A 25,283-nucleotide genomic window follows, 5' to 3' on the forward strand; every position below is an offset into this window, starting at 1 on the left:
TGGGGGACTCTCCTGCTGTTACTTCTGTGCGGCTTCGAAGAGGGCGAGCACGTCGTCGGAGGACTCCGTGATCGTCAGCGTGACGACGGGGCGGCCGTGCTCGGCGAGCACAGCAGCGTCACCGGCGGCCTGGGCCTGGATGAGCTGCCCGAAGGTGAAGGGACGGTCCGGGATCTCGAGGTCGACCTCGGTGCGCTCCAGGATCTGCAGGAACACGCCCTGCGCGGGGCCGCCCTTGTGATACTGCCCGGTCGAGTGCAGGAACCGCGGCCCCCATCCGAACGTGGTCGGTCTTCCGGAGTCTGCCGCGACCAGCTCGCGCAGGCCCTGGAGCTGCGGCACCTCGAGACGGTTGACGTAGGCCTGGATCGACACGTAGCCGTCTGCCGGAAGCTGGGCCCAGAGGGCATCGAGCACGCCCTCGACATTGCCGGACACGGCGAGAGCCGGATCCGACACGCGGACCTCGACGCCGTTCTCGACGAATGCGGGAGCGGTCGGCTCCGGACGCGCGTCGAGGAGGCCGCGAGCAGCGACCTTGGCCGACTCGACGTCGGGCTGGTCGAACGGGTTGATGTGCAGCAGATGCCCGGCGATCGCCGTGGCGTATTCCCACACGATCAGCTGGGCGCCCAGCGTTCCGCTGACGAGGATCTCGCCCTCGTGACGCTCGTGCAGGTGGAATTCGTTGGCATCGTCGACCAGTCGGACGATCTGCAGGTCGGCGGGCACGGGATCGAGCTCGGGGGAGACCGGGAGCAGGACGACCGGGAGGATGCCCGTGCCCTCCTTGCCGGTGGATTCGGCGATGAGCTGCTCGATCCAGTCCGGGAGACCCTTGATGTGCGTGCCGTCGGTGATCAGCCCGAGCTTGTCGCGGCGGGGGTTCGTCGCGGCGATCGCCGCGCCCAGGCGCAGGGCGGGATTCTCGGCCGAGTCGACGGCGACCTCGAGCAGCGAGGCCTCGGCCTCGTTCAGCAGCTCATCGATGTCGACCCCCGCGAGCCCGGACGGCACCAGGCCGAAGGCGGTGAGCGCCGAGTAGCGTCCGCCGACGTTCGGGTCCGCGTTGAAGACGCGGTAACCCGCCTCGCGAGCCGAGGCGTCGAGCGGTGAGCCGGGATCGGTGACGACCACGATGCGCTCGACGGGGTCGATGCCGAGGTCGCGGAACGCCGCCTCGAACGTGCGCCGCTGAGAGTCGGTCTCGACCGTGGAGCCGGACTTCGACGAGACGACGAGCACGGTGTCGGCGAGGCCCTCGTCGAGAGCGGCGAGCACCTGTCCCGGAGCCGTGGAGTCGAGGATCGTGAGGGGGACGCCCGCGGTCTGCGCGATGACCTCGGGCGCGAGCGACGAACCGCCCATGCCCGCCAGCACGACGCGGGTGACGCCCTTGGCCTCGAGGTCGGCACGCAGTGCGACGATCTCGGCGACGAGCGGACGGGAGACCGAGACGGCCTCCACCCATCCGAGGCGCACGGAGGCCTCTGCTTCGGCCGCGGGGCCCCAGAGAGTCGCGTCTCCGCCGGTGATGCGCGAGGCGATCAGATCATGGACGAGGCTGGGTACCGTCTCATCGATCGCGGCGCGGGGTGCACCGGATGTGTGGATCGAGAACGTCATCGCTGCGACTCCAGTCCTTCGGCGACCTGCGTCAGCAGATCGTGCCACGAGTCGATGAACTTCGATACGCCCTCGTCTTCCAGCACCTGGGTGACATCGGCGAAGTCGATGCCGACCTCGGCGAGCCCGGCGAAGACGGCGCGGGCCTCTTCGTAACCACCGGTGATGGTGTCGCCCGTGACAACACCGTGATCGAACGTGGCCTCGAGCGTCTTCTCGGGCATCGTGTTGACCACACCCTGGGCGACGAGCTCGGTGACGTAGAGCGTGTCGGGCAGGGCCGGGTCCTTGACGCCGGTGGACGCCCACAGCGGACGCTGCAGGTTCGCGCCCGCGTCGAGGAGAACCGTGGCACGCTCGCCGGCGAACGTCTTCTCGAACAACTCATAGGCGAGGCGTGCGTTGGCGAGCCCTGCCTTGCTCTTGAGTGCTTCAGCGGCCTCCGTGCCGATCGCGGTGAGGCGCTTGTCGGTCTCGGTGTCGACGCGCGACACGAAGAACGAGGCGACGGAGTGGATCGTCGACAGATCGATGCCCGCGGCCTTGGCGGTCTCGAGGCCGGTCAGGTACGCCTCGATGACCTCGGCATAGCGCTCCAGGCTGAAGATCAGTGTGACGTTGACGCTGATGCCCGCCCCGATCGCCTCGGCGATGGCGGGGAGACCGGCCTTGGTCGCCGGGATCTTGACGAGCAGGTTCGGGCGGTCGACCTTGGCCCACAGCTCCTTGGCCTGTGCCACGGTGCCGGCGGTGTCATGCGCCAGATCGGGGGAGACCTCGATGGAGACGCGGCCGTCGACGTGGTTCGATGCCTCCCAGACGGGGCGGAACACGTCGAGGGCGGCAGCGACGTCCTGGGTGGTCGCGGCGAAGACCGCTTCCTCCGCAGTGGCCCCGGACGCGGCGAGCTCCGTGACCTGAGCGTCGTACGACGTGTCGTTCTTGTCGGTGATCGCGTTCGCGAAGATCGTCGGGTTGGTCGTCACGCCCACGACGTTGCGCGACGAGATCAGGTCGGCGAGGTTACCCGAGGAGATGCGCGTGCGGGAGAGGTCGTCGAGCCAGATGCTGACGCCGGCGGCGGCGAGCTGTGCGGTGGGGGTGCTCATGCGTTCTCCTTGGTGCTGTTGGCCGCGATGGTCTCGCGGGCGGCCGCGATGACGGCCTCGGTGGTGATGCCGAACTTCTCGAAGAGGGTCTTGTAGTCGGCGGAGGCGCCGAAGTGGTCGATGCCGACCGAACGGCCGCGGTCGCCGACGATGCCGCGCCAGCTGAGCACGGATCCCGCCTCGACCGAGACACGGGCGGTGACGGAGGCGGGAAGCACGCTCTCGCGGTACTCCGCATCCTGCTCGTCGAACCACTCCAACGACGGAGCGGAGACGACCCGCACGTTCACGCCTTCCGCAGCGAGTGCCTTCCGGGCGTTCACCGCGAGCTGCACCTCCGAGCCGGTGGCCACGATGATGACGTCCGGGGTGCCGTTGGGGGCCTCGGCGAGGACGTAGGCGCCCTTGGCGGCGTTGTCGGCCGACGCGAAGGTGTCGCCGGAGGCTGCGCCCTCGCCGCGTTCGAACACCGGGATGTTCTGGCGAGTCAGGGCGATGCCGGCGGGTCCCTCGTGGCGGCGGAGGATCTCCAGCCACGTCGCCGCCGTCTCGTTCGCGTCCGCGGGTCGCACGACTGTGAAGTTCGGGATCGCGCGGAGCGTCGCGAGCTGCTCGACGGGCTGGTGGGTCGGACCGTCTTCGCCGAGGGCGACCGAGTCGTGGGTCCAGACGAAGATGCTGGGCACGTTCATGAGCGCTGCGAGACGCACGGGCGGGCGCATGTAGTCGCTGAAGATCAGGAAGGTCCCGCCGAAGGCGCGCGTCGGTCCGTGGAGCACGATGCCGTTGATGATCGCGCCCATGGCGTGCTCGCGGATGCCGAAGTGGAGCACTCGGCCGTAGGGGTTGCCCGACCACTCGTGGGTCGACCACTCCGCCGGGATGAACGACGGCGCGCCCTTGATCGTGGTGAGGTTCGATTCGGCGAGGTCTGCCGAACCGCCCCACAGCTCGGGGAGCTCGGCAGCGAGGGCGTTGATGACCTGGCCGGACGCGGCGCGGGTCGACACCTCCTTGCCGGCTTCGAAGACGGGCAGCGCGCTCGTGATGTCGCCAGGCAGCTCGTGCGCCTCCAGGCGGTCGAGCAGGGCCTTCTTCTCGGGGTTCGCGGCGGCCCAGGCATCGAACGACTCCTGCCAGGCGGCACGGACATCGGCGGCGCGAGCTGCGAGTCCACGGGTGCGTGCGAGCACGTCATCAGCGACAACGAAGTTCTGCTCGGGGTCGAAGCCGAGCACCTTCTTGGTCGCGGCGAGCTCGTCGGCGCCGAGAGCGGAGCCGTGGATCTTGCCGGAGTTCTGCTTGCCCGGCGACGGCCAGCCGATGATGGTCTTGAGGATGATCAGCGACGGCTTCGAGGTCTCGCCCTTGGCGGTTTCGATCGCAGCGAACAGCTCGGCGACGTCTTCGACGTATTCGCCGGTCTTCTTCCAGTCGACGACCTGCACCTGCCATCCGTAGGCCTCGTAGCGTGCGGCCACATCCTCGGTGAAGGCGACGTTCGTGTCGTCCTCGATGGAGATCTGGTTGGAGTCGTAGATCGCGATCAGGTTGCCGAGCTGCTGGTGGCCCGCGAGCGAGGAGGCCTCGCTGGTCACGCCCTCCTGCAGGTCGCCGTCACCGGCGATCACGTACACGAAGTGGTCGAAGGGGCTCGTGCCGGCCGCAGCCTCGGGGTCGAAGAGACCGCGCTCGTAGCGGGCGGCGTACGCGAAGCCCACGGCGGAAGCGAGGCCCTGACCGAGCGGGCCGGTGGTGATCTCGACGCCCTTGGTGTGGCCGTACTCCGGGTGGCCCGGGGTCAGCGAGCCCCAGGTGCGCAGCGCCTTGAGGTCGTCCAGCTCGAGACCGAAGCCGCCGAGGTACAGCTCGACGTACTGGGTGAGGGAGGAGTGTCCGGCCGAGAGGATGAACCGGTCGCGACCGAGCCAGTCGACATCGGTCGGGTCGTGACGCAGCACCCGCTGGTAGAGGAGATACGCGGCCGGAGCGAGGCTCATGGCTGTGCCGGGGTGACCGTTACCGACCTTCTCCACGGCATCGGCCGCCAGGATTCGAGCGGTGTCCACCGCGCGTCGATCGATCTCATCCCACTGCAATTCCGACACGTTCATGCCCTTTCCGACAGTTTCGAGGGCGCCCGTATTCCCTGGCGCATCCGCATCATCACGGAGAAGTGTGCACATCGCCGGGCGCGCGAGTGTTTTCAGCATAGCGGTGACGTGCCTTGCGCTACGCGGGCCCGCGAGCCGGAACACGTCATCCCGTGTCATACACTGGAGAGGTTGTCCGGTCACACGTGCGGAGGAGGCGATCGAGATCTCGACGATGTCTGATCAGACCGTGAGGAAGTCGTCCATCGGTCGCACGGTGAAGGCCTACGTCACGCTGACCAAGCCGCGTGTCCTCGAGCTGCTGCTCGTGTCGACGGTGCCGGTGATGTTCCTGGCGCAGGGCGGACTCCCGAACCTGTGGCTCGTGCTGGCCACCGTCATCGGCGGCTCGCTGAGCGCCGGTTCCGCGGCGTCCTTCAACATGTACCTCGACCGCGACATCGATGCGCACATGCACCGCACCGAGAACCGCCCGCTGGTGACCGGCGAGGTCAGCCCGCGCGGCGCCCTGGTCTTCTCGTGGACGCTCGCCGTCGCCTCGACCGTCTGGCTCCTCGTCACGACGAACTGGCTCACGGCGGCCCTCTCGGCGACGGCCATCTTCTTCTACGTCGTGATCTACACGATGATCCTCAAGCGCCGCACCGAGCAGAACATCATCTGGGGCGGGATCGCCGGTTGCTTCCCGGTGCTCATCGGATGGTCCGCGGTCACCGGTTCGCTCGACTGGCCGGCGTTCATCCTGTTCCTCCTCGTCTTCCTGTGGACGCCGCCGCACTACTGGCCGCTGTCGATGAAGTACAAGGACGACTACGAAGACGTCGACGTTCCGATGCTGGGCGTCACGCGCAACGCCTCGCAGGTCGGCCTCCAGGTCATCCTCTATGCGTGGGCCACCGTCGCCTGCTCGCTTCTCCTCATCCCGATCGCGAACATGGGGCTGGTGTACACCGTGTCTGCCACGGTGTTCGGCGGATGGTTCATCTACGAGTCGCACCGCCTCTACAACCGTGCGGTCCACGGAACCGAACCGCGTCCGATGCGCGTCTTCCACGCGTCGATCACTTACCTCACGCTGATCTTCGTGGCGGTTGCGGTCGACCCGCTGCTGCCGTTCTGACCCGGTTTACGTCTGAGACGACGGAGCGGCGCCGAGGAATTCCTCGGCGCCGCTCCGTCGTCATCCGTTCCGACGATCAGCGGGTGATCGGCGGAGTGCTGTCCGGCTCGGCGTCGATCGCGGGCGCGTCGGTGCGGGCCACGTCATTCGTGGCCGCGGTCTCGGGAACGGCGTCGGTCGCCACGTCGTCGGACACAGGAGCGGCGTCGGTCGACGGCGTGGTGTCGACCGCTGGGGCGACCGCGACGGGGGCGGGCGTCTCGTCGGTCTCGACGGTCCAGTCGATCGCTTCGACGACGGCCGGGGCGGGCGTGGGGACGAGTGAACGTGCAGCGACGAGTCCGAGGGTCAGCAGGATGCCGACGATTCCGGCTGCGAGCACGCCGGCACCCACCACGACGAGCGACTGACCGACGTACACCTCGACGCCGGTGGCGGTGCCATCGAGCAGAGTGGTGGTCATCGTGCCGATCTGACCGGAGATCAGCCAGGCGCCGACCGCCGTCGTGGCGAGGGACACGACCAGGAGGAGCCAGAATCCGATGCTTCGTGTGAGTGACTTGTTCATGCGGACCATCATCGCCGACATCCTGATGAGTCGACGATGCGCCGCCTGTGGATCGCCTGTGCGGGGTCAGTCCGCGGCTGCGGCCGTGCGCTTGAGGTGCAGCACGACCACGGTGTAGGTCGCGGCGGAGAGCGAGGCCAAGACCATGTGGATGCCGACGAGGACAGGCGGGAGGCCCTCTCTGGCCTGCCAGACGCCGACGCCGACCTGCACGAGGATCGCGAGGACGAGGACGAGCAGCCACCGGCGCGGCTCGAGTCGCAGCACCCACGCCGCGACCGTGAGGAACAGCACTAGCGCCGCCAGGATGTAGCCCGGCCACGAGTGCACGTGTGCCAGCACGGTCGCGTCGAACCCGTGACGCAGCACATCGGCGTCGCCCGAGTGCGGGCCGGAGCCGGTCGTGAGCACGCCGAACACGATCGTGACCGCCAGAGCCAGGCCGGTCACGTGCGTGACGACGGCGAACCAGGCGGGCACCGCACGCTCGCGCGGTCCGGGGGAGGTCTTCAACCGCACGAGGAAGGCCGCGGTGATGCACACGAGCAGCAGCGACGAGGTGTAGTGGAAGCCCACGATGAACGGGTTGAGTCCGGTGAGGACCGTGATGCCGCCGACGAGCGCCTGCGCGACCACGCCGATCAGCGTGAGCCAGGCGAGCAGGACGAGGTCCCGTCTCGCGGGAGTCGTGCGCACGGATCGGACAGCCGCGGCGATGACCGCGATGAGCAGGACACCGGAGGCGATCGGGAAGGCGGGGATGTGGAACGGAGCGGCGACGGCGTAGGCGACACCCGCGGCGACGAGGCCGCCGGCTGCGAACCAGAGCGCGTTGACGAGGCCGCGCTTCCCGCTGAACAGACGCAGCACCAGCAGCACCACGACCAGCGCGATGATCCCGACCACGCCGGTCATCAGACGGTTGCCGAACTCGATGATCCCGTGGATGCCCTGCACCTCGAGGATCGGCACCAGGGAGTCCGGCGTGCACAGGGGCCAGTCCGAGCATCCCAGGCCCGATCCGGTGAGACGGACGGCGCCGCCGGTGCCGATGATGATGGTCTCGCTGATGAACGACAACCACGCGAAGACCGTCAACGCGCGCCCCCAGGACGAGGAACGGGCGGGGACCGCCGGCGTCGTCGAGCTGGTGGGGATCATCGTCTCGGGCATAAGTCCTCCGGACCGCACGGGACGTGGCGGGCATGGCCCGTCTGTCAGGCGGAACCTGTAGAATCGGATTGTTGCGATGAGCGCTGACAGCGCTGAAGCATCGTCAACAGTTTAGGCGCGATGGAAGCGCCGGTGATGAGGGCCCACCAACGGCACCCGCTCCCGCAGACTCGACGGGGATCAGGTGTGTCGGGGCGGATGACACCGTTTGGGACCTGTGAGGAGAGTGTTGGATGTCGGATGTGCTGATCGACCGCCCGGAGCTTGACGGTCTGGGGGTGTACGAATTCGGCTGGCACGATGAGGATGCTGCGGGTGCCATCGCGAAACGCGGCATCTCCGAAGACGTCGTCCGTGGGATCTCGAGCCTCAAGAATGAGCCCGAATGGATGCTGAAGACCCGTCTCAAGGGGTACCAGCTCTTCGGGCGCAAGCCGATGCCGACCTGGGGTGCAGACCTCAGCGAGATCGACTTCGACAACATCAAGTACTTCGTCCGCTCCACCGAGAAGCAGGCGCAGACATGGGAAGACCTTCCCGCCGAGATCCGCGAGACCTATGAGCGCCTCGGCATCCCCGAGGCCGAGCGTCAGCGCCTCGTGGCCGGCGTCGCGGCTCAGTACGAGTCCGAGGTCGTCTACCACCAGATCCGCGAAGACCTCGAAGCCCAGGGCGTCATCTTCATGGACACCGACACGGCACTGCGCGAGCACCCCGAGTTCTTCGAGGAGTACTTCGGCACCGTCATCCCCGCAGGAGACAACAAGTTCGCTGCGCTGAACACCGCCGTGTGGTCTGGCGGTTCGTTCGTGTACGTCCCGAAGGGCGTGCACGTCGAGATCCCGCTGCAGGCCTACTTCCGCATCAACACCGAGAACATGGGGCAGTTCGAGCGGACGCTCATCATCGCCGACGAGGACAGCTATGTCCACTACATCGAGGGCTGCACGGCTCCGATCTACAAGTCGGACTCCCTGCACTCGGCCGTCGTCGAGATCATCGTGAAGAAGAACGCCCGCGTTCGGTACACGACGATCCAGAACTGGTCGAACAACGTCTACAACCTGGTCACCAAGCGCGCCGTGGCGTACGAGGGCGCGACCATGGAGTGGGTCGACGGCAACATCGGCTCCAAGGTCACGATGAAGTACCCGTCGATCTATCTGATGGGCGAGCACGCCAAGGGCGAGACCCTGTCCGTCGCCTTCGCCGGTCCCGGTCAGCACCAGGACGCCGGCGCCAAGATGATCCACATGGCGCCCTACACGCAGTCGTCGATCGTCTCGAAGTCGATCGCTCGTGGTGGCGGACGTGCCGGATACCGCGGTGAGGTGCGCGTCGACGCAGCGGCGCACCACTCCGCCAACACGGTGCGCTGTGACGCTCTGCTCGTGGACACCAAGTCTCGCTCCGACACCTACCCGGCCATCGACATCCGCGTCGACGACGTGCAGCTCGGCCATGAGGCCACGGTCTCGAAGGTGAGCGAGGAGCAGCTGTTCTACCTGCAGTCCCGCGGCATGCCCGAGGACGAGGCGATGGCGATGATCGTGCGCGGCTTCATCGAGCCGATCGCACGGGAGCTTCCCATGGAGTACGCGATGGAACTGAACAAGCTCATCGAGATGGGCATGGAAGGATCGGTCGGCTAGTGACGGCCTCGACGACAGCGCCCGCCGAGGCGCAGAACACCGACGCGCCCGCGAGCGCGCACATCGATCCGGCGGCACAGGTCGCCGCCGCGGGATTCGTCCCCGTGCAGACCCGCTCGGAGCGCCCGCACTCCTTCGACCCCGCTGATTTCGGCACCCCGACCGGGCGCGAGGTCAACTGGAAGCACACGCCGGTCGCGAAGTTCGGCGGACTCTTCACCGACGAGCAGGGAGACGAGGACGCGGTGACCTATGGTCTCGGCGCGGCCGAAGCGTTCCTCGAGCCGTCTGCGGACGAGAAAGGCCCGTACGGCGAGTTCTTCCGCCCCGAGGATCTGCCGAGCGCCCTCGCGTGGAAGCACAGCCCCCGCGGTCTGCACATCCAGATCCCTGCTGAGGCCGAACTCGACGAGCCGATCATCGTCCCCGTCGAGGGGAAGGGTGCAGACAAGCGCGCTTTCGGACAGATCCTCATCGAAGCTCTCCCGCATTCGCGCGGCACCATCGTGCTCGCGCACTCCGGTTCCGCGCAGTATGCGCAGAACGTCGAGATCATCGTGCGCGACGGAGCCAAGCTCACCGTCGTCAGTCTCCAGCGCTGGGAAGACGACGCGGTTCACGCGTCCGCTCACCAGGCGACGGTCGGAGCAGACGCGACTCTCCGGCATTTCGTGATCAGCTTCGGCGGCGGAGTGGTCCGCGTCAACCCGAGCGTCGAACTGACGGGCGCCGGGTCCGAGGGGTACCTGTACGGGCTCTCGTACGCGGATGCCGGGCAGCACCTCGAGAGTCAGGTCTACCTGCATCACAAGGGACCCCACACCAAGGGCGATGTCCTCTACAAGGGCGCGCTGCAGGGTGAGGGCGCGCACAGCGTGTGGATCGGCGACGTGTTGATCGGCGCCGACGCGACCGGAACCGACTCCTACGAGGCGAACCGCAACCTGGTGCTGACGGAGGGTGCGCGTGCCGACTCCATCCCGAACCTCGAGATCGAGACCGGTGACATCCTCGGTGCCGGACACGCGAGTGCCACCGGTCGGTTCGACGACGAGCAGCTGTTCTACCTGCAGGCTCGCGGCATCACCGAGGAGGAGGCGCGACGTCTGGTCGTGCTCGGGTTCCTCACCGACATCGTGCAGCGCCTCGGCATCCCTGCCCTCGAGACCGAACTGCTGGCAGCGATCGAGACGGAGCTCGCCGAGGTGAGCGCATGACCGCCGAGCGCGTCTGCGGCGTCGCCGACCTCGAACAGGACATGCCGCTGCGCGTGGACCCGGGCGGCGTCCCCATCACGGTGATCAAAGACGGCGAGGGCGTCATCCACGCCATCGGCGACACCTGCACCCACGGCGACATCTCGTTGTCCGAGGGCTTCGTCGAGGGTGACACCGTGGAGTGCTGGGCCCATGGCTCCGCCTTCTCGCTGCTCACCGGCAAGCCCCAGAATCTCCCCGCATATGAGCCCGTCCCCGTCTACGTCGTCCAGATCGACGGCGACGACGTGCTCATCGATCCGACTGTGATTAAGGAAGTCTGAAGAATGTCTGTTCTCGAGATCCGCGACCTGCATGTGACGGTCGAGACCGATGCGGGGACCACCCCGATCCTCAACGGAATCAACCTCACCATGAACACGGGTGAGACCCACGCCATCATGGGCCCCAACGGCTCTGGCAAGTCGACGCTGGCCTACACGATCGCCGGGCACCCCAAGTACACGGTGACCTCCGGTTCGATCACGTTCGACGGCCAGGATGTCCTGGAGATGAGCGTCGACGAGCGGGCCCGCGCCGGCCTCTTCCTCGCGATGCAGTACCCGGTCGAGATCCCCGGCGTCACGGTGACGAACTTCCTGCGCACGGCCAAGACGGCACTCGACGGCGAAGCGCCGGCGATCCGCGGCTGGACCAAGGACGTCAAGGCGGCCATGTCGAACCTGCGCATGGACCCGAAGTTCGCGCAGCGTAATGTCAACGAGGGCTTCTCCGGTGGCGAGAAGAAGCGTCACGAGATCCTGCAGCTTGAGGTGCTGAAGCCGAAGTTCGCGATCCTCGACGAGACCGACTCCGGCCTCGACGTCGACGCGCTCAAGATCGTCTCCGAGGGCGTCAACCGTGCGAAGGAGTCCACCGGGCTCGGCGTGCTGCTGATCACGCACTACACCCGTATCCTCCGCTACATCCGGCCCGACTTCGTCCACGTGGTGGTCGCGGGCAAGATCGTCGAAGAGGGGGGCCCCGAGCTCGCGGACCGGCTGGAGAACGAGGGATACGACCGTTTCCTCGACCCTGCAGCCCCCATCGAGGCGTAGGCTGATCGCATGACAGCGACCCTCACGGACGAGAAGTACGACGCGGTCACCGAGGCTCTCAAAGACGTCATGGACCCCGAGCTCGGGATCAACGTCGTCGACCTCGGCCTCATCTACGACCTCGCCTGGGATGACGAGAACGATGCTCTCGTCATCCACATGACGCTGACCAGCGCCGGCTGCCCGCTCACGGATGTCCTCGAGGACCAGACCGCCCAGGCTCTGGACAGCGTCGTCGATCGCTTCCGGATCAACTGGGTCTGGATGCCACCGTGGGGCCCGGAGCGGATCACGGATGACGGACGCGACATGATGCGCGCCCTCGGCTTCGCTATCTGACCCCGCAGGAGCATTGCCGGAAGGCATCATCGGCGTGCGTCGGATCGGATGGCACCGCGACGGCGCGTGTCGGAACCTCGGGAGAACCAATGCTTCAGGTGAAGGCCCTGCCTCTTGCGGAACTCCGCGAGCGCAGCAGCGAGAAGTGGCGGGAGTACCCCGCCGACGTCTTGCCGTTGTTCGTCGCGGAGACCGATTTCCCGTTGGCTCCGGCCATCTCGACGGCGTTGCAGCGTGCGGTGGAGATCGGTGACACGGGGTATGTCGCGTCACGCACGCCACTCGCGGAGTCGTTCGCGGCCTTCGCGAGCCGACGTTACGGGTGGGACCCCGACCCGGCCCGGATGCGCAGCACGGCTGACGTGAGCATGGGGATCGTGGAGATCCTGCGTCGCGTGACGCAGCCGGGGGAGCGGATCGTCGTGACGCCGCCCGTGTACCCGCCCTTCTATGATCTGGTCGCCGAGGCCGGGGCAGAGGTCGAACGGGTACCGCTTCGCGACACCGGCACCGGCTGGGAGCTCGACATCGACGGGATCCGCGCGGCGTTCGACGACGGTGCGACGGCGATCCTGCTGTGCAACCCGCACAACCCCACCGGCACGGTGCACGATCGGGACAGTCTTGCTGCGCTGGCGGAGCTGGCCGACGAATACGGCGTCGCGGTCGTCTCGGACGAGATCCATGCTCCGCTCGCCCAGCCGGGCACGGGGTTCACCCCTTTCCTGTCCGTGAGCGACTCCGCGCAGCGGGTGGGCTACGCCGTCGTGAGCGCCAGCAAAGCGTTCAACCTCGCCGGGCTCAAGTGCGCCCTCATGGTCACGGCCGACGACGCGACCAGCGCCGTCGTCCGAGGTCTTCCGGTCGAGGTCGAATGGCGAACGGGGCAGTTCGGGCTGCTCGCGGCCGTCGCGGCGTTCTCGGAGGAGAGCGATGAGTGGCTCGACGGTCTGCTGCGCACTCTCGACGAGAACCGCGTGCTGCTTGAGGATCTTCTTTCCGCCCGTCTTCCCGGCGCGCGCTACCGCATCCCCGATGCGGGCTACCTCGCCTGGATAGATCTCTCCGCACTGGAGTGGGGCGACAACCCCGCTCGGCGCATCCTCAAGGACGCCAAGGTCGCCCTGCACTTCGGGCCGTCGTTCGGCGCGGAGGGCGCGGGCCACGTGCGACTGAACTTCGGCACCAGCCCCGAGATCCTCACCGAGGCCATCGAGCGCATCGCGTCGCTCGTCGGCCGATGACCGCCGCCGACGCCGCGACGATCTGGGATCGCCAACGGATCTGGGTGACTCTCGGCGCGGTCGCGCTGATCTTCCTCGCGGCGATCGAGGCTCTGGCCGTCACGACGGTGATGCCGATCGTCAGCGAGGCTCTCGATGGTGAGGCCCTGTTCGCCGTGGCCTTCGCGGGAACCCTCGCGACGAGCGTGATCGGCATGGTCGCGACCGGAGCCTGGTCAGATGCCCGCGGCCCCCGCGGCGCCCTCTACGTCGCGGTGACGCTCTTCATCATCGGCCTGCTCCTCTCGGGCTTCGCCGTCACGATGCATCAGTTCCTGGTCGGACGCCTCGTCCAGGGGCTCGGGACGGGAGGGCAGACGGTCGCACTGTACGTCGTGGTCGCACGCTTGTATCCGCCCCATCTGCACGGTCGGATCTTCGCCGCCTTCGCCGCGGCGTGGGTCGTGCCGTCCATGGTCGGTCCGTTTCTGGCGGGCGCCGTCGCCGAGTATCTCGATTGGCGCTGGGCCTTCCTGGGCGTGGCCGTGCTCACCGCTGCGGCGTTCCTGATGATCGCCGTCCGCCTCCGTGGGGTCGACCTCGGGCGTGGCGAGCCGCAGGATCGCCGTACGCTCATCGTCCGCCTGTTGCTCGCGGTCGTCGTCGCGGTCCTCGCCGTCGTCGTCGGCTTCTCCGCCGAGATGACCCCCTCGATCAGATGGCCGGTGGCGCTCGGCGCCGTGCTGGCGATCGGCTTCGCCGTGCTGCCACTGCTGCCGCGGCGTACCTTGCGGGCAGGGCTGGGGCTTCCCAGCGTGGTGCTCATGCGAGGAATCGTGGCGGGAGCCTTCTTCGCTGCGGAGGCCTACATCCCCTATCTGCTGATGAAGAAGTTCGACTTCAGCGCGACCTGGGCGGGCGTCGCCCTCATGCTCGCGGCCCTCGCGTGGGCGGGTGCCTCGGCCCTGCAGGGGCGGTTCGGCGAGAGACTCGGCAATCACCGCATCACGACGATCAGCCTGGGGTCACTCCTGGTCGCGATGCTGTGCGTGCTCACCGCCGCCGTGTTCGACGTCTCGGCGGCCGTCGTGGTGGTGGGCTGGGCATTCGCCGGCGGCGGGATGGGACTGCTCTATCCACGCCTCACCGTCCTGACCCTGGCCTACTCGGACGAGACCAATCAGGGGTTCAACTCCTCCGCGTTGTCGATTTCGGACGCGGCCGGATCGGCCGTCGCCATCGCACTCGCCGGTCTCGGTGTCGCGACGCTCGGCGGCGAGGCCGGGGCGTTCAGCGCGGTCTTCGCGTTCTGTATCGCTCTCGTCGCGTTGGCTGTCGTACCCGGGCTCAGGCTCGGGCACGCGGCGGAGGCGCCGGCGCGCTGAGGGCTCCCGCGAGGGCGGTCACCCCGAGGTCGAACACGCCATCGAGTCCGGCGGTGACGTCGAGAGCGCCGGCGTCGGGCAGAGCGCCGTGGCTGTCGGCATGCATGCGCTGTTGGACGAGCGTTGCGTGTCCGAGCACGAAATGCAGGATCGCGGCTCCACGGTCATCCGCATCGGGGGCTCCCTGCGCGCGGAGCGCATCGGTCAGCGCGGTCTGCGCCTGCGACGAGCCGAGTTGGAGCGCATAGGTGCTGAGGACCAGTTCGGCGCCGTCACGGTAGGCGAAGAGTGCGTCGCGGATGCCGCGCGCGGTCGTGAGGACGTCGGTGCTCCCGTGAGGGATCGATGCGGTGATCCGGTCGGCGAGTTCGGCCAGCAGCTCCTGCTTGCTCGCGAAGTGCCAGTAGAGCGCGCTGGGTTGCACGTCGAGCCCTGCGGCGATGCGCCGCATCGAGAGATCGGCGAGTCCCACCTCGTCGAGCAGGGCGAGAGCGCGCCTGGCCACGCTGTCGCGGTCGTGACGTGCCGGATTGTGCTCGGGACTCATGCTCCGATTATAGTGAACGACGTTCAGGTGAACAGTGTTCAGGACCGTGACGGGGAGATCAGATGACGGGGTGCCCTCAGGTCGCCGGGGCTCCGATCACGCTCGAGCGGGTGTCGGTGCAACTCGACGGACGTTCGGTGCTGCATGACATCAGCGTCGAGCTCACGGCTTCCACGATCGCCGTGATCGGGGCGAACGGTTCGGGAAAGTCGACGTTCGCGAGGCTGCTGAACGGACTCGTCACACCCCACAGCGGCACCGTGCGTGTGCACGGACATGACACCGTGCAGGAGCGTGCAGCGGTGCGCCGCCTCGTGGGCTTCGTCTTCACCAATCCGGATGCGCAGATCCTCATGCCGACACCGGCCGAGGATCTCGCGCTGTCGTTGCGCGGTCGCCCGAAGGCGGAAGTGGCCGCGCGCGTCCAGGAGACCCTCGAGACGAACGGACTGGGCGCGCACGCCGAGGTCCCGGCATCGATGCTGTCCGGTGGGCAGAAGCAGATGCTCGCGCTGGCGTCGGTGCTCATCGCGCAACCGCGCGTGATCGTCGCCGACGAGCCGACCACGCTGCTGGATCTACGGAACGCCCGCCGCATCGGCGACCTCCTGCTCGCACAGCAGGCGCAAGTGGTGGTGGTCACGCACGACCTCGACCTCGCTGCCCGCTGCGACGCCGCGCTGCTCTTCGAGGACGGGAGGATCGCCGCCTCCGGTGAGCCGGCGCGCGTGATCGACGCCTACCGGCGGGCGTGCGCATGATCCCGCTCTACCGTCCGGGAACGGGGCTCATCCATCGAGCGCCGGCAGGCTTCAAACTCGCGGCCCTGGCTGTCGGCGCCCTCGTGCTCTCGCTGTATCCGCACGACTCGCTGAGCATCGGCGTCTCGCTCGCGATCGTCGTGGGGCTGTACGGCCTGAGCGGACTGCCGTTCCGTGTGCTCGTCACGGAGGCCTGGCGTCTGCGCTGGATCGTCCTCGTCCTCGCCGCGGCGCTGCTCATCTTCGTGTCGCCCGTCGCCGCGTGGATCAGCACAGGGAGGGTCGTGGCGGTGCTCCTCCTGGCGAGCCTGCTGACCCTGACCACTCGGATGTCGGACCTTCTCGCGGTGCTCCATCGTCTCCTCCGTCCGCTTCGCAGCATGGGGGTCGATCCGGAGGCGGTGGCGCTGACGATATCGCTCACCCTCACGACAGTCCCGGTGATCGCCGGGTTCGCCGCACGCGTGCGCGAAGCCGAGCAGGCCCGCGATGTGCGCCTGGGGATCCGCACCGTCGTGCCGCTGCTGGTGCTCGCATTGCGGCACGCGGATGACGTCGGCGAAGCGCTGGCGGCCCGGGGCATCGTCTGACTCAGGCCGGCACTGGCGCGTTGACTGCGACTCGTGCTCGCTGTGTCGGTCGCTGAGAAGCCGACAGCGACGAGAGTCGCAGCGCGGCGCCGATCAGCGCGATCGCGATCAGCGCGGTCGATACCGAGGTGCCGAGCACCAGAAGGAGCACGATCCCGACCAGGCCGCTCAAGGTTCCGATGACGATGCGGTGCATCGAGGTCGTCGCCGAGGGCGCGGGCTGCGACTCGAATCGCGTGAAGGCGACGGCGACGAGAGCGGTGAGAGCGAGAGCCGTCGCCAGCCAGAGGGGACGCCCGGCCCACCATCCCGCGCTGTCCAACGCCGGCAGGCTGGCTCCGGCGACGAGTGCGTACACCGCGGTGACACCGGCCATCAGGAGCAGTACCGGCATGTGCCAGAGGTAGATCGTCATGGTGCGCACCGTCACGAAGGCGGTGAACGCGGCGACCCGCGGCCGACGGCTGAACCGTTCGAGACGCTCGCGGTGCAGTGACAGCAGGCTGGTGTGCGCAACTCCGACGAGGAGGAGCGCCGCGGTCGGCGGGTTGATGTTCGCGATGAGGTCGGGGGAGTAGATGCCGAAGGCGAAGGTCGCGACGAGCAGAAGGAGGGCCGTGAGCCCGGCGGTGGCGCGTACGCGCCTGGCGAGGCGGTCGATGCTGCCGTCGGCCAGGAAGAACCCGAGCTGCTGGAGGGTCATCCACACGAAAGCGAGGTTCAGGAACCCCAGCCCGTCGATGCCGGTGGCTGTGCGCAGCACGTCGACGGTGATCGAGGCGAGCACCAGCGCGCCGATCGTGCGCAGCGGTGCGCGTTCGTGGGCGGAGGCGAGAAGAGGGAGCAGAGCCTGACAGAGCAGGAAGACGCCCAGGAACCAGAGCGGCTGCCCGTATCGGAATCCCGCCGTCGCGATGAGGTCGGCGGGAACGCCGAAGACCGTGAGCAGCGCGAGTGCGAGTGCGATGACCGCGATCGTGAAGATCGCCGGACGCAGCAGTCGATGCACACGGCCGGCGACGAAGCCGATGGCCGTGCCTCCGCGCTGATGCATCCGCCGGTAGGCCAGCAGACCCGAGAACCCTCCGATGACGAAGAACAGGGGCATCACCTGGAGGAACCAGCTGAGCGGCGCGATCCATCCGGTCCCGTCGCTGGCATTGGCGAAGACCGGTCCGGAATCGGTCACGGTGACGCCGACCATGATGGCGTGCAGGAGCACGACCCCGAGGACGCAGAGGGCCCGGAGGAAGTCGATCCCGGTGTCGCGGGATGCGCGTGGGGGAGCCGTGGTGCTGACGGCGCGCGGTGCCTGGACGATGGCCATGAGTCCTCCTCGGAAGCGGTGTTCCAGGAGACTATGGAGGTGGTGCCGGCGAGGGCATCACCCGTGGGTGCCGTCACGACCCCCTACGACGGGGTGAGTCAGGACGACGGTTCGACGAGTCCGGTGTCGTACGCGAGGATCACGGCGTGCACGCGGTCTCGCAGGCTCAGTTTGGCGAGCACCTTGCCGACATGCGTCTTGACGGTCTGCTCTGCGATGAAGAGATCGGCGGCGATCTCGGTGTTGGAACGACCTCGACCGATGAGCACGAGCACCTCGCGCTCGCGATCCGTGAGCTCGGCGAGAGCCGTCGCCGAGCGCGGTGCGCGGGGGCGGCGGCCGGCGAACTGCTCGATCATGCGGCGCGTCACGCTGGGCGCGAGCAGCGCATCGCCGTCCGCGACGACCCGAACCGCGTGCACGAGCTCCTCCGGTAGAGCATCCTTCAGCAGGAAGCCGCTGGCGCCGGCCTCGAGCGCGTCGTACACGTAGTCGTCGATGTCGAATGTGGTGAGCATCAGGATTCGAGGTACGTGCGCGGCTGGATAGGAGGGGCCGAGGATGCGCCTCGTCGCCTCGATCCCGTCGAGCTCCGGCATGCGCACATCCATGAGGATCACATCGGGATCGAGACGCGCGGCGAGGGTGACCGCTTCCGCACCGTTCGCCGCCTGCCCGGCCACGCGGATGCCGTCATGGGCGTCGAGGAGCGCGGCGAACCCCGCTCGAACCATGGCCTGGTCGTCGGCGATGAGGACGCTGATGGTCACAGGCTCTCCTTGTCAGGGGAAGGGGATGAAGGCGTGCCGGCCGGGGCGGCGTCGAGGGGGAGGACGGCGTCGACATCCCATCCTCCGTCGGACGCGGGGCCGGCGGAGAGACTGCCGCCGAGGATCTCGGCGCGCTCCCGCATACCCCGGAGCCCGTAACCGGTGCCGTGACTCTCGGCGCGGTGCGGCGGTGCGTCGTTGTGCACCTGGATGTGGATGCTGCGCGCCTCTGCGCGCACGCGCACGGCGATGCGCGCACCGGGTGCGTGTCGCACGGCGTTGCTCAGTGCCTCCTGCACGATGCGGAACGCGGCGATCTGGACAGCAGGTGTGGCGGAGGCAGTTTCGGTTCCCTCGAGGACGAGTCCGACGTCGACACCGGCGCGGCGGATGCTGTCGACCAGGGCGGGGATGTCGTCGACACCTTGCTGCGGGGCCAGTTCGGCGCTCTGGTCTTCCGTGCGGAGCACCCCGAGCATGCGTCGCATCTCCGTGAGCGAGGTCCGGGCGGTGGCGGCGATGTCGTCGAACTCCGTGATGGCGGCGGTGCCGAGCTCGGGAATCCGATACTTGGCCGTCGAGGCCTGCACCTGGATCACCGACATGCTGTGGGCGACGACGTCGTGCAGCTCCCTGGCGATCCGTGTGCGCTCTTCGACGAGCGCGCGCCTGGCCTCCTCGAGCGCGCTGTGCTCCTTCTCGCGCGTCAGCTCGGCGGCGACGCGGACCCGCCCGGCTATCAGCGCTGCGATGAGGAACATCGCGGAGGCGACTGCAGTCGTGACGATCAGGTCGGCGGTCGCACTGGCGGATGACGCCGGGAGGGCGACCATGTCGGGCCGGAGCACGGGGGCGAGAAGCGAGGCGATCGCCCCGAGGATCAGGGCGAAGGCACCGATCCTCGTCCCATGGAGGAAAGTGACGACGCCGACGAAGAGGACGAAGACGAGGAGTGCCGGAACGGACCACGGCCAGGGAGACTGGATCGCCAGCTCCGGCACGACCGTGAGCGGCAGGGTGAACGCACTCGCCGTGAACAGGATGAGAGCCCAGCGAGGACGTGAGATCGCGAGGAGCGGCGAAGCGCACAGCACAGCTCCGAGGATGAACGACAGCGGCAGCGGTGTGCCGTACAGGAGGGTCTGCAGCGGGACGAGCACCGCGTACAGCGCCACGACCGCCGCACCCAGCGCCACGAGGGCGGAGGTGCGGCGGTTGATCCGTTGGCGGAGCGGTGTGCGCTCCCGGCGTCGTGCCATGACTGTCATCCTGCCAGCTGGGGCGCCGGCGCACGGCGGCGACGGGCCGCGGCGATCCGGTCGATCACGAACCCGATGACGAGGGCGATGACGATGCCGAGCCCGGCGCTGAGCAGGGGCTGGTCTTTGATCCAGGCGCCGGCGAGCAGACCGATCGCGAGGCTGAACACGCTCCAGCTGACCCCGGCGATGAGACTCAAGGGGAGGAAGCGCCGCCAGGGGAAGTGGAGAGCGCCCGCGCTCATGTTGACGGCGACCCGACCGACCGGGATGTAGCGGGCACCGAGGATGAGCGTCGCGCTCCGACGGTCGAGTGCGCGCTGGGCGTGAGCGAATGCCGCCGCCACCCGGGGGCGTCGCATCCAGGCGAACCTCGTCGTGCCCACCGCTCGCCCGATGACGAAGGCGAGGTTGTCTCCGATCGCCGCACCGATCGCGGCGACGAGCCCGAGGAGCACCAGGTTTCCCTCGCCGGTGGAGGCGGTGACCGCCGCCGCGGCGACGAGCACGGTCTCGCTGGGAACCGGGGGGAAGAAGCCGTCGATGACGGTGACGGCGAACAGGACCAGGTACAGCCAGGGCGAGGCGATCGCCTGCATGATGAGCTCGTTGAGGATGTCCACTCCCGTACGTTATGCAGCGGACCCCGAGCCGGGCATCCCTCTCGGGTATCGGAACCCTCACCCTTCGGAGTGATCTTGCTGAGCGCGACTCCCGGCGACGCCGCTTATACTGGGAGGCTGGCCGATCGGCCGACAACCTCCCCGAAAGAACGGACGTCCGCTGTGCTTGCCGTGCACGACCTCGAGATCCGCGTTGGCGCGCGCCTGCTGATGGAGAACGTCTCGTTCCGCGTCGCCGACGGAGACAAGATCGGACTCGTCGGCCGCAACGGGGCCGGGAAGACCACGCTCACCAAGGTGCTCGCCGGTGACGTGCTCCCGTCGGGCGGAAGCGTCACCCGCTCCGGGGAACTCGGCTACCTGCCGCAGGACCCTCGTTCGGGCAATCCCGAAGACCTCGCGCGTACGCGCATCCTCGATGCCCGCGGGCTCGGTCAGCTCAACCTCGGCATGACCGAGGCGGCCCTCGCCATGGGTTCCGACGACCCCGCGGTGGCCGACAAGGCCATGAAGCGCTACGCCCGACTCACCGAGCAGTTCGAGGCGCAGGGCGGCTACGCGGCCGAAGCCGAAGCCGCGTCCATCGCCAACAACCTGTCGCTTCCCGACCGTATCCTCGACCAGCCGCTGTCGACGCTGTCCGGCGGTCAACGCCGTCGGATCGAACTCGCGCGCATCCTCTTCTCCGACGCGCAGACGATGATCCTCGACGAGCCGACCAACCACCTCGACGCCGACAGCGTCGTGTGGTTGCGCGAGTTCCTCAAGGGCTACAAGGGCGGGCTGATCGTGATCAGTCACGATGTGGAGCTCGTCGGCGAGACCGTCAACCGGGTGTTCTACCTCGACGCGAACCGCCAGATCATCGACACATACAACATGAACTGGAAGAACTACCTGCGTCAGCGGGTGGCTGATGAGGAGCGTCGCAAGAAGGAACGCGCGAACGCCGAGAAGAAGGCGACGACCCTGCAGCTCCAGGCCGCCCGCTTCGGTGCGAAGGCTTCGAAGGCCGCTGCTGCTCACCAGATGATCGCGCGCGCCGAGAAGCTGCTCGCAGGACTGGACGAGGTGCGTCAGGAGGACCGGGTGGCGAAGCTGCGCTTCCCGAAGCCCGCTCCTTGCGGCAAGACGCCGATGATGGCCTCCGGCCTCTCGAAGTCGTACGGCTCGCTCGAGATCTTCACCGACGTCGACCTGGCGATCGATCGCGGTTCCAAGGTCGTCGTGCTCGGACTCAACGGTGCAGGAAAGACCACCCTGCTGCGGATGCTCGCCGGCGTCGACCAGCCCGATACGGGACAGCTCGAGCCGGGGCACGGCCTCAAGGTCGGCTACTACGCGCAGGAGCACGAGAACCTCGACGTGAACCGCTCGGTGCTCGAGAACATGGTCTCGGCGGCTCCGCACATCACGGAGACCGAAGCGCGCAAGGTGCTCGGGTCGTTCCTGTTCACGGGTGACGACGTGCTCAAGCCCGCCGGCGTCCTCTCCGGTGGTGAGAAGACCCGTCTGTCGCTCGCGACGCTGGTCGTGTCGTCGGCGAACCTGCTGCTGCTCGATGAGCCGACCAACAACCTCGATCCTGCCTCGCGCGAGGAGATCCTCGGTGCGCTCGCGCACTACGAGGGAGCAGTCGTGCTCGTCTCGCACGACCCCGGTGCCGTGCAGTCACTCAACCCCGAACGTGTGCTGATCCTGCCGGACGGGGTCGAGGACATCTGGAGCCAGGAGTACCAGGACCTCATCGAGCTCGCCTAGGGGGTCGGTTCCGTGTCGGCGGCCCGGGATATCGTGACGGACATGGAGCTGGGTCACATCCGCGCGATCTGCTGGGACTGGAACGGCACGCTGCTCGACGATGCCGAGATCTGCCGTCAGGTCATGAACGCCGTGCTCGAGGAGCACGCGCTCGAACCGCTCGCCGACGAGCACGCGTACCGATCCGTCTTCCGCTTCCCGATCCGGGACTTCTACCGCTCGTTCGGACTCGGGGACGACCGATTCGTGTCGGCCGCAACCACGTATCTCGACCTGCTCGCCCAGCGCGTCGGCGAGGCGCCGCTCCACTCCGACGTGCGGGCCACGCTCGCGGTGCTCCGTGAGCGAGGGATCCGCCAGGTCCTCGCTTCGGCGACTCTTCCGGATGCCCTCGCTCGGCAGATGGCCCCGCACGACCTGGGCGAGGCGTTCGAAGCGGTGCTGTCGATCGACGATCCCTTCCGCGCCTCCAAGCACGATGTGATCTCGCGATGGCTGGCGACATCCGGGATGGCTGCGCATGATGTGCTCGTCGTCGGCGACACCAATCACGATCGAGAGATCGCGGACGATCTCGGCGCGGAGTTCGTCCATTTCGACGGCGGGCACCAGAAGTGGGCGGGAGACACCCGCCGGGTCTCGACGCTCGGCGAGCTGATCGACCTCCTGGGGCCGCTCCCGGTGGGTTCCGCCTCTGCCGAACTCGCCTGACCACTCGGCCCTGCCCGGGGCGGACCCATGGCATAGTCGAGAGCATGCCGTTCGCGCATCCCCCGTCCTCGTCAGACATCAGCGACTGGTTGCGTGCGCAGCCTTCCCTCACCGGAGTCGCGCCGCCGCTCGATCTCGCAGGGCTTCCCGAAGATCCCGTGCCGTTCTTCGTCGATTGGATCGGGGAGGCCGCCGAGAGCGGGGTCGCGGAACCGCACGCGGCGACCCTGGCGACGGTCGACGATGACGGCGTGCCGGATGCGAGGACACTGATCCTCAAGGGCGTCGACGCGCGAGGATGGGCGTTCGCCGGGACGCGCTCGTCCCGCAAGGGCGAGCAGATCGCCGCACGCCCTGCCGCGGCGTTGAACTTCTGGTGGCAGCCGCTCCGACGGGCCGTGCGGGTCCGGGGAATGATCCAGGAAGCGTCCGAGGCGGAGAGCGCCGCAGATCTCGCCGCGCGGTCGGCTGACGCTCGTCGCGGTGTCGCGCCGGGGGAATGGGTGCTCTGGAGGATCGTCCCGGCGCGCGTCGAGTTCTGGCAGGGATCGGCGGACCGGAACCACAGCCGGATCGTCTTTCAGCGCGCGGAGGGCGGCTGGAGCCGCAGCGTGACGGGCGAGGCCGCCGGTGTGGCGAGATATAGAGTCGCAGGGGAGCGGACATGAGCGGTTATCAGGTGCTCGAGATCGGGTCGCTCGACGAGTGGCGCACCCACCATGGTGGCTTCGATGCCGCACGATCGCGCGGTCGGCCCCGGTACCGTGATCCGCGTCGGTCAGGGCGCCGCTCGCACGTGGCGGGCGCGACCGGACAGTCCGGGCGAACTGCGCTGGCTCTGTCTCCGCGCCGGCGGCGAGGAACTGCCGCACCTTCCGGACGACAGCTCGCGGCTGCCGGAGCGCCCGATGCCATGGTCGGACCGAGCGAGCACCGGCTGAACAGTCACCGCACGTCGAGCAGTTCGTCCTCGACGTCGGCGTCGTGGTCCTTGCGGCGCGACTTCTTGACGGGGGCTTGGACTCCCTCGACCTCCTCGCGGTGCTTCACGATCTCCGTCCGGATGATGTATCCGATGAAGATGAAGCCCATCAGCGCGAAGAGGATCCACTGGATGGCATACGACAGGTGCGGACCCGGATCGTCGGTGGGGGAGTCGAATCCCCCCAGCGTCCCTGTGCCGGCCGGGTCCTCGCTGATCATCCGTCCGTAGGCTCCGGTGATCACGTCACCGTCGACGAGATCGGCGATGGTCGGCAGATTGATGGTCGGCACCTGACCTTCGGGCGCGCCACGGCCCGATGCCGGAACCTGCTCACCCGGGCGAAGACGCACGGTGACCTCGGCTTCGCCCTCCGGCGGCGCTGGCACCGAATCCGGCGCGTCCCCGTCACCCGGTGGCACCCAGCCGCGATCGACGATGAAGATGCGACCATCGACGTCGCGGAACGGCACGAGCACCTCGAAGGCGCTCGTCCCGCCGTGCGGGCGGTTGCGCACCAGGAGCTGCTGGTCGGCGAGGTATTCGCCCTGCAGGATCACCGGTCGCCACTCGTCGGAGGGATCGAGGGCACCGTCTTCCCCGATGAGGTCGGAGAGGGGAACAGGCTTCGCGTCGTAGTTCTCTTCAACGAGCTCGATCTGAGCGGCTCTGGTCTCGTTGCGCTCGAACTGCCAGTTCGACAGGAAGACGCACGCGACCGCGAAACCGATCGCGATGAGCACGTAGACGGCCCATCGGGTCAGACGTCCGCTCATGCGGGGATCCCATCCCGAACACTGACAGGGAAGTCACGTGCCGCCAGATAGTCGCGCAGGTAGGCGACGTGCTCATCGCACGCCAACCAGATCTTCTCCCGATCGGCGGCATGGATGCGGGGGTTGCGCCACACGACCTGTCTGGTCGCCGCGCTCCGGCAACCGGCACGCGAGCATTCGAGGTCTGTCATCGGTCCTTCGGGCCTTCGTGGATCGTGAACACCGGGGGTGTCGCGGGCTGGCTCTCGATCGGTGCGGGCCCCGGGGCGGCCAACTCCTGAACCGGCGACTCGGCACCGGTCTCGGTGCTGTCGCTGCCCGCGTTGGCGAAGACCACGGCGATGTACGGCAGCACGGCGGCGGAGATCCCGAAGACCCAGGTGTACCACCCGTACGGCTGGACCAGCACCATCAGAGCGAAGCACGCGATGCGGATGGACATCGTCAGTACGTAACGGCGCACACGATGGTCTGCCTCATCCCGCGGAGACTGCGGCAGTGAGGTGACGGCCGGGACTTGACGCGCGTTCTTCACGATGCTTCAAGCCTACGC

26 protein-coding genes are annotated in these 25,283 nt (G+C 68.0%); 13 read left to right on the plus strand and 13 right to left on the minus strand.

Going from position 1 to position 25,283, the window contains the following annotated elements:
• Positions 1-18 precede the first annotated feature (18 nt).
• From B2869_RS12990 to tkt, 3 genes are read right to left on the minus strand one after another with little or no spacing between them, the layout of a single operon-like run.
• Positions 19-1,626: a glucose-6-phosphate isomerase gene (locus tag B2869_RS12990; RefSeq protein ID WP_292767294.1), complete on the minus strand. Its 1,608-nt coding sequence runs from the start codon at positions 1,624-1,626 to the stop codon at positions 19-21.
• On the minus strand, positions 1,623-2,735 hold the full coding sequence (gene tal, locus B2869_RS12995) for a transaldolase (RefSeq protein WP_292767297.1): 1,113 nt from the start codon (positions 2,733-2,735) through the stop codon (positions 1,623-1,625). The genes B2869_RS12990 and tal overlap by 4 nt, the downstream gene beginning before the upstream one ends.
• Complete coding sequence (gene tkt / locus B2869_RS13000) at positions 2,732-4,843, minus strand: transketolase (RefSeq protein WP_292767300.1); 2,112 nt, start codon at positions 4,841-4,843, stop codon at positions 2,732-2,734. The genes tal and tkt overlap by 4 nt, the downstream gene beginning before the upstream one ends.
• 220 nt (positions 4,844-5,063) lie before the next feature.
• Between tkt and B2869_RS13005 the strand changes: the two genes are divergently transcribed.
• Positions 5,064-5,969, plus strand: a complete 906-nt coding sequence (locus tag B2869_RS13005) for a heme o synthase (RefSeq protein ID WP_136024288.1) — start codon at positions 5,064-5,066, stop codon at positions 5,967-5,969.
• A gap of 76 nt (positions 5,970-6,045) precedes the next feature.
• Here B2869_RS13005 and B2869_RS13010 read toward each other — a convergent pair whose 3' ends face one another.
• Together B2869_RS13010 and B2869_RS13015 are read right to left on the minus strand one after the other, a co-directional pair.
• Positions 6,046-6,537, minus strand: coding sequence for a hypothetical protein (locus B2869_RS13010; RefSeq protein WP_292767304.1), 492 nt, complete (start codon positions 6,535-6,537; stop codon positions 6,046-6,048).
• 66 nt (positions 6,538-6,603) lie between these two features.
• Positions 6,604-7,698, minus strand: coding sequence for a COX15/CtaA family protein (locus tag B2869_RS13015; protein WP_292767307.1), 1,095 nt, complete (start codon positions 7,696-7,698; stop codon positions 6,604-6,606).
• A 245-nt stretch (positions 7,699-7,943) separates the two neighbouring features.
• On the opposite strand from B2869_RS13015, the gene sufB reads away from it, so the two are divergent.
• The 7 genes from sufB (at position 7,944) to B2869_RS13050 (ending at position 14,623) form a co-directional block, all read left to right on the plus strand.
• Positions 7,944-9,362, plus strand: a complete 1,419-nt coding sequence (gene sufB / locus B2869_RS13020; RefSeq protein WP_021200759.1) for a Fe-S cluster assembly protein SufB — start codon at positions 7,944-7,946, stop codon at positions 9,360-9,362.
• Positions 9,362-10,579 carry a Fe-S cluster assembly protein SufD gene (gene sufD, locus B2869_RS13025; RefSeq protein WP_029265030.1) on the plus strand — a complete coding sequence of 406 codons (1,218 nt, stop codon included), beginning with the start codon at positions 9,362-9,364 and terminating at the stop codon, positions 10,577-10,579. Before sufB ends, sufD begins: the two co-directional genes overlap by 1 nt.
• Entirely contained in the window at positions 10,576-10,902 is a 327-nt protein-coding gene (locus B2869_RS13030) for a non-heme iron oxygenase ferredoxin subunit (RefSeq protein WP_017830403.1), read from the plus strand. Before sufD ends, B2869_RS13030 begins: the two co-directional genes overlap by 4 nt.
• A 3-nt stretch (positions 10,903-10,905) precedes the next feature.
• The gene (sufC, locus tag B2869_RS13035) at positions 10,906-11,676 is read left to right on the plus strand and encodes a Fe-S cluster assembly ATPase SufC (protein WP_021200757.1); all 771 of its coding nucleotides are present in this window, start codon (positions 10,906-10,908) and stop codon (positions 11,674-11,676) included.
• 9 nt (positions 11,677-11,685) lie between these two features.
• Entirely contained in the window at positions 11,686-12,015 is a 330-nt protein-coding gene (locus tag B2869_RS13040) for a metal-sulfur cluster assembly factor (protein WP_021200756.1), read from the plus strand.
• 89 nt (positions 12,016-12,104) lie between these two features.
• On the plus strand, positions 12,105-13,259 hold the full coding sequence (locus B2869_RS13045) for a MalY/PatB family protein (protein ID WP_029265031.1): 1,155 nt from the start codon (positions 12,105-12,107) through the stop codon (positions 13,257-13,259).
• Positions 13,256-14,623 (plus strand): MFS transporter, encoded by a 1,368-nt coding sequence (locus B2869_RS13050; RefSeq protein WP_292767321.1) that lies wholly within the window; start codon positions 13,256-13,258, stop codon positions 14,621-14,623. Before B2869_RS13045 ends, B2869_RS13050 begins: the two co-directional genes overlap by 4 nt.
• Here B2869_RS13050 and B2869_RS13055 read toward each other — a convergent pair.
• Complete coding sequence (locus tag B2869_RS13055; protein ID WP_292767324.1) at positions 14,586-15,170, minus strand: TetR family transcriptional regulator; 585 nt, start codon at positions 15,168-15,170, stop codon at positions 14,586-14,588. The genes B2869_RS13050 and B2869_RS13055 overlap by 38 nt on opposite strands.
• Before the next feature lie 62 nt (positions 15,171-15,232).
• Between B2869_RS13055 and B2869_RS13060 the strand changes: the two genes are divergently transcribed.
• Together B2869_RS13060 and B2869_RS13065 are read left to right on the plus strand one after the other, a co-directional pair.
• A complete protein-coding gene (locus B2869_RS13060) occupies positions 15,233-15,931 on the plus strand; it encodes an energy-coupling factor ABC transporter ATP-binding protein (protein WP_029260243.1) in 699 nt (232 codons plus the stop codon).
• Positions 15,928-16,521, plus strand: coding sequence for a CbiQ family ECF transporter T component (locus tag B2869_RS13065; RefSeq protein WP_136024284.1), 594 nt, complete (start codon positions 15,928-15,930; stop codon positions 16,519-16,521). The genes B2869_RS13060 and B2869_RS13065 overlap by 4 nt, the downstream gene beginning before the upstream one ends.
• Position 16,522: 1 nt before the next feature.
• Here the strand turns inward: B2869_RS13065 and B2869_RS13070 are convergent, their stop codons facing one another.
• The 4 genes from B2869_RS13070 to B2869_RS13085 all read right to left on the minus strand — a co-directional run bounded on the left by B2869_RS13070 (position 16,523) and on the right by B2869_RS13085 (position 20,500).
• Positions 16,523-17,848 (minus strand): acyltransferase family protein, encoded by a 1,326-nt coding sequence (locus B2869_RS13070; protein WP_292767330.1) that lies wholly within the window; start codon positions 17,846-17,848, stop codon positions 16,523-16,525.
• Between the two features lie 98 nt (positions 17,849-17,946).
• Positions 17,947-18,618, minus strand: coding sequence for a response regulator (locus B2869_RS13075; protein WP_292767334.1), 672 nt, complete (start codon positions 18,616-18,618; stop codon positions 17,947-17,949).
• Positions 18,615-19,877 (minus strand): sensor histidine kinase, encoded by a 1,263-nt coding sequence (locus B2869_RS13080; protein WP_036330957.1) that lies wholly within the window; start codon positions 19,875-19,877, stop codon positions 18,615-18,617. The genes B2869_RS13075 and B2869_RS13080 overlap by 4 nt, the downstream gene beginning before the upstream one ends.
• 5 nt (positions 19,878-19,882) lie before the next feature.
• On the minus strand, positions 19,883-20,500 hold the full coding sequence (locus B2869_RS13085) for a DedA family protein (RefSeq protein WP_021200747.1): 618 nt from the start codon (positions 20,498-20,500) through the stop codon (positions 19,883-19,885).
• Positions 20,501-20,662: 162 nt separating this feature from the next.
• Between B2869_RS13085 and abc-f the strand changes: the two genes are divergently transcribed.
• The 3 genes from abc-f to B2869_RS13100 are packed head-to-tail and all read left to right on the plus strand — an operon-like array spanning position 20,663 to position 23,640.
• A complete protein-coding gene (gene abc-f / locus B2869_RS13090; RefSeq protein ID WP_029261766.1) occupies positions 20,663-22,261 on the plus strand; it encodes a ribosomal protection-like ABC-F family protein in 1,599 nt (532 codons plus the stop codon).
• A 42-nt stretch (positions 22,262-22,303) separates the two neighbouring features.
• The gene (locus B2869_RS13095) at positions 22,304-22,972 is read left to right on the plus strand and encodes an HAD family hydrolase (protein WP_292767346.1); all 669 of its coding nucleotides are present in this window, start codon (positions 22,304-22,306) and stop codon (positions 22,970-22,972) included.
• Positions 22,973-23,016: 44 nt separating this feature from the next.
• Positions 23,017-23,640, plus strand: coding sequence for a pyridoxine/pyridoxamine 5'-phosphate oxidase (locus B2869_RS13100; protein ID WP_051667814.1), 624 nt, complete (start codon positions 23,017-23,019; stop codon positions 23,638-23,640).
• A 277-nt stretch (positions 23,641-23,917) separates the two neighbouring features.
• Here B2869_RS13100 and B2869_RS13105 read toward each other — a convergent pair whose 3' ends face one another.
• From B2869_RS13105 to B2869_RS13115, 3 genes are read right to left on the minus strand one after another with little or no spacing between them, the layout of a single operon-like run.
• Positions 23,918-24,730, minus strand: a complete 813-nt coding sequence (locus B2869_RS13105; RefSeq protein WP_292767350.1) for an SURF1 family protein — start codon at positions 24,728-24,730, stop codon at positions 23,918-23,920.
• On the minus strand, positions 24,727-24,921 hold the full coding sequence (locus B2869_RS13110; protein ID WP_081859644.1) for a hypothetical protein: 195 nt from the start codon (positions 24,919-24,921) through the stop codon (positions 24,727-24,729). The genes B2869_RS13105 and B2869_RS13110 overlap by 4 nt, the downstream gene beginning before the upstream one ends.
• Positions 24,918-25,265 carry a DUF3099 domain-containing protein gene (locus B2869_RS13115; protein WP_029265042.1) on the minus strand — a complete coding sequence of 116 codons (348 nt, stop codon included), beginning with the start codon at positions 25,263-25,265 and terminating at the stop codon, positions 24,918-24,920. Before B2869_RS13115 ends, B2869_RS13110 begins: the two co-directional genes overlap by 4 nt.
• Positions 25,266-25,283 lie beyond the last annotated feature (18 nt).

The organism is Microbacterium sp. UBA3486 (assembly GCF_002377845.1).
Lineage (GTDB): Bacteria > Actinomycetota > Actinomycetes > Actinomycetales > Microbacteriaceae > Microbacterium > Microbacterium maritypicum_A.

Coding starts and splice junctions, on each gene's coding strand:
- B2869_RS13015 (WP_292767307.1), bottom strand. CDS start 7,698: ATGATCCCCACCAGCTCGACGACGCCGGCGGTCCCCGCCCGTTCCTCG.
- B2869_RS13070 (WP_292767330.1), bottom strand. CDS start 17,848: ATGGCCATCGTCCAGGCACCGCGCGCCGTCAGCACCACGGCTCCCCCA.
- sufC (WP_021200757.1), top strand. CDS start 10,906: ATGTCTGTTCTCGAGATCCGCGACCTGCATGTGACGGTCGAGACCGAT.
- B2869_RS13055 (WP_292767324.1), bottom strand. CDS start 15,170: ATGAGTCCCGAGCACAATCCGGCACGTCACGACCGCGACAGCGTGGCC.
- B2869_RS13095 (WP_292767346.1), top strand. CDS start 22,304: ATGGAGCTGGGTCACATCCGCGCGATCTGCTGGGACTGGAACGGCACG.
- B2869_RS13050 (WP_292767321.1), top strand. CDS start 13,256: ATGACCGCCGCCGACGCCGCGACGATCTGGGATCGCCAACGGATCTGG.
- B2869_RS12990 (WP_292767294.1), bottom strand. CDS start 1,626: ATGACGTTCTCGATCCACACATCCGGTGCACCCCGCGCCGCGATCGAT.
- B2869_RS13110 (WP_081859644.1), bottom strand. CDS start 24,921: ATGACAGACCTCGAATGCTCGCGTGCCGGTTGCCGGAGCGCGGCGACC.
- B2869_RS13100 (WP_051667814.1), top strand. CDS start 23,017: ATGCCGTTCGCGCATCCCCCGTCCTCGTCAGACATCAGCGACTGGTTG.
- B2869_RS13080 (WP_036330957.1), bottom strand. CDS start 19,877: ATGGCACGACGCCGGGAGCGCACACCGCTCCGCCAACGGATCAACCGC.
- B2869_RS13045 (WP_029265031.1), top strand. CDS start 12,105: ATGCTTCAGGTGAAGGCCCTGCCTCTTGCGGAACTCCGCGAGCGCAGC.
- tal (WP_292767297.1), bottom strand. CDS start 2,735: ATGAGCACCCCCACCGCACAGCTCGCCGCCGCCGGCGTCAGCATCTGG.
- B2869_RS13060 (WP_029260243.1), top strand. CDS start 15,233: ATGACGGGGTGCCCTCAGGTCGCCGGGGCTCCGATCACGCTCGAGCGG.
- B2869_RS13005 (WP_136024288.1), top strand. CDS start 5,064: ATGTCTGATCAGACCGTGAGGAAGTCGTCCATCGGTCGCACGGTGAAG.
- B2869_RS13105 (WP_292767350.1), bottom strand. CDS start 24,730: ATGAGCGGACGTCTGACCCGATGGGCCGTCTACGTGCTCATCGCGATC.
- B2869_RS13040 (WP_021200756.1), top strand. CDS start 11,686: ATGACAGCGACCCTCACGGACGAGAAGTACGACGCGGTCACCGAGGCT.
- B2869_RS13065 (WP_136024284.1), top strand. CDS start 15,928: ATGATCCCGCTCTACCGTCCGGGAACGGGGCTCATCCATCGAGCGCCG.
- B2869_RS13010 (WP_292767304.1), bottom strand. CDS start 6,537: ATGAACAAGTCACTCACACGAAGCATCGGATTCTGGCTCCTCCTGGTC.
- sufB (WP_021200759.1), top strand. CDS start 7,944: ATGTCGGATGTGCTGATCGACCGCCCGGAGCTTGACGGTCTGGGGGTG.
- B2869_RS13030 (WP_017830403.1), top strand. CDS start 10,576: ATGACCGCCGAGCGCGTCTGCGGCGTCGCCGACCTCGAACAGGACATG.